Source organism: Xenophilus sp., from assembly GCF_044462705.1.
In the GTDB taxonomy this organism is placed as follows: domain Bacteria; phylum Pseudomonadota; class Gammaproteobacteria; order Burkholderiales; family Burkholderiaceae_C; genus Xenophilus; species Xenophilus azovorans.
Genome location: NZ_JBIQNC010000361.1, coordinates 1 through 2,284, shown reverse-complemented (window position 1 = coordinate 2,284; position 2,284 = coordinate 1). Strand labels below are relative to the sequence as shown.

Here is a 2,284-nt window from a genome sequence, read left to right as displayed (position 1 = left end):
GTTGAGGTCGGTGATGGCCAGCGCGGGCTGGCCGTCCTTCGCGGCGGCCTTGACGACGTCGTCGATGCGGGTGGTGCCGTCGACGACGGAGAACTCGGTGTGCAGGCGCAGGTGAACGAACATGCGAGGGATTTTAGGAAGCTGCGCAGCGCCGCCGGCGATTTCAGGCGGCGCCCGGCTCGGCCGGGCCCAACTGTTGCAGGATCTGCGGCAGCGGCGCAGGCCGCGCCAGGTGATAGCCCTGCACCAGTTGGCAGCCCAGGCGCCGCAGGCCGTCCAGTTCCTCCTGGCTTTCCACGCCTTCGGCCACCACCTGGATGCGCAGCGCCCGGCCGAGCTGCAGGATGGCCTGGACCACCACCTGGCTGTCGGGCGAGGACGCCAGCCCGGCGATGAAGCTGCGGTCGATCTTGACCTGCCCGACGTGGCGGTTGCGCAGCAGGGCCAGCGACGAATAGCCCACGCCGAAGTCGTCCACGGCGATGGTCACGCCCGCGGCCGCCAGCGCGGCCAGCTTGGACCGGGCCGCGTCGGTGTCGAGGGCGACCTCCTCGGTGATCTCCACGATCAGGCGCTCGCCCCGCAGCCCGTGCCGCGCCAGGCCGGACAGGATGAGCCGGTCCACCGCCAGCTGCGACATCTCGCGCGGCGACACGTTCACGGCGATCGGCCAGGGCGGGCGGCCGGCGGCAACGAGGGCGCGCGCGACGCCGCACACGGCGTCGAGGATGAAGCGCATCAGCGGCTCGGCCAGCCCGGTGGAGGCCGCGGTGAAGATCACGTCGGCCGGGTCGATCCAGCCGTGGCGCGGGTGCTCCCAGCGCAGCAGGGCCTCCAGGCTGTGCACGCGGCCGGTGCCGGCGTCGAGGATGGGCTGGTACCACAGCGCCAGCCGCCCGGCCGCGATCGCGGGGCCCAGATCGCGCTCCATGTCGCGGCGCCGCTGCATGCGCTCGGCCAGCGGCGCGTCGAAGAGGTGGACGCTGCCGGGGCCGGCGCGCTTGGCGGCGTACAGCGCCTCGTCCGCCTGGGCGAGCAGTTCGGCGACGTCGCCGCCCTGCTGCGCCACGGCCGCGCCGATGCTCAGGCCGAGGCGGGCCCAGGGCTCCTGCGTGGCCGAGGGAATGGTGCGGATCAGCGCCTCTGCCACGGTCCGCGCTGCGTCGCCCTCGTCGCGCGGCGCGTACAGCACCACGAACTCGTCGCCGCCCCAGCGGCCCACCAGCGCATCGCGCCCGGCCAGCGTGCCGCACAGCCACTGCGCCACGTCGCGCAGCACGCGGTCGCCGGTCTGGTGGCCGAAGGCGTCGTTGACCGCCTTGAAACCGTCCAGATCCAGCATCAGCAGGCAGGGGGCCGACGGCGACGGCGCCAGCCGCTGTGCCGCCGCCTGGGTGAAGCCGTCGCGGTTGAGCAGGCCCGTGAGCGAGTCGTGCGTGGCGCGGAAGGCCAGTTGCTCGGCCAGCGCGGTGGCCTCGTTCTTGGTGCGGCTGCCGATGCGGAACGCGACCTCGCTCTGCCGCGCCGCGCGCAGCAGCGCCGCCAGGTAGAGCAGCACGCAGGCCGAGAGCGCGATGTGCTGCAGGTCGCCGATGGCCGCCAGGCACGCGGCGGCCACCAGCAGCGGCGGCATGGTGAAGCTGACCGGCAGCGCGGCATAGGCGATGCCGTAGGTCACTGCGCCGGCGCAGATGCCGCATTGCACGACCAGGTAGAACACCGTCCCCGGCCCCGTGTAGCCGGCGCACAGCCAGGCCACGAGCGACCAGACGCAGCCCGACACGCAGGCCCCGGCCGCCTGCAGGCGCAGCAGCCCGTCCACCGAGCGCCACGTGCCGCCGTCGTCCCGGGCCGGCAGCCGCAGCAGCACGAGGCGCACGGCATTGACGCCCAGCGACAGCGCCAGCCACGCCAGGCCCGGCAGCGCCCTGCCCGACTGCCAGGCAATGACGGCCGTGATCAGGCTGAGCAGCATGTTGATCTGCACCGCGCCCCGCACGCTGCGGCGCAGCGCGACCCACTGGTCGGTCCGCACCATCCGGTGCAGGGCATCGGCATCGATGGCACGCGGCGCGCCGGGCAGGTCGGAAAGAGGATTCATGGGAAGGGACGGCCGTCCGGCTCGGCCTCGGGGCCGGCGAGGCGCGCAGCGGTGCCGCGGCCAGGGCGGGAGGGGATTGTGGCCGAGGCCGCCGGCGAATGCAGGCCGCGTCGGCTCCACGCCCGTTCCTACAATCCCGCCCGTGTCCGACGCCGTCCTCAACATCTCCGCCTACCTCTTCGT

At 73.7% G+C, this 2,284-nt stretch carries 2 protein-coding genes; both read right to left on the bottom strand.

Going from position 1 to position 2,284, the window contains the following annotated elements; all coding sequences use genetic code 11:
- The coding region (locus ACIY1X_RS26135; RefSeq protein ID WP_399686512.1) for a PHP domain-containing protein at positions 1–123 on the bottom strand (123 nt) is incomplete at its 3' end.
- 40 nt (positions 124–163) lie between these two features.
- Positions 164–2,101, bottom strand: coding sequence for a putative bifunctional diguanylate cyclase/phosphodiesterase (locus ACIY1X_RS26130; RefSeq protein ID WP_399686510.1), 1,938 nt, complete (start codon positions 2,099–2,101; stop codon positions 164–166).
- Positions 2,102–2,284 lie beyond the last annotated feature (183 nt).

Bases quoted from the DNA above. Each gene is read 5' to 3' on its own strand.
- ACIY1X_RS26130 (WP_399686510.1), bottom strand. From the start codon at position 2,101: ATGAATCCTCTTTCCGACCTGCCCGGCGCGCCGCGTGCCATCGATGCC.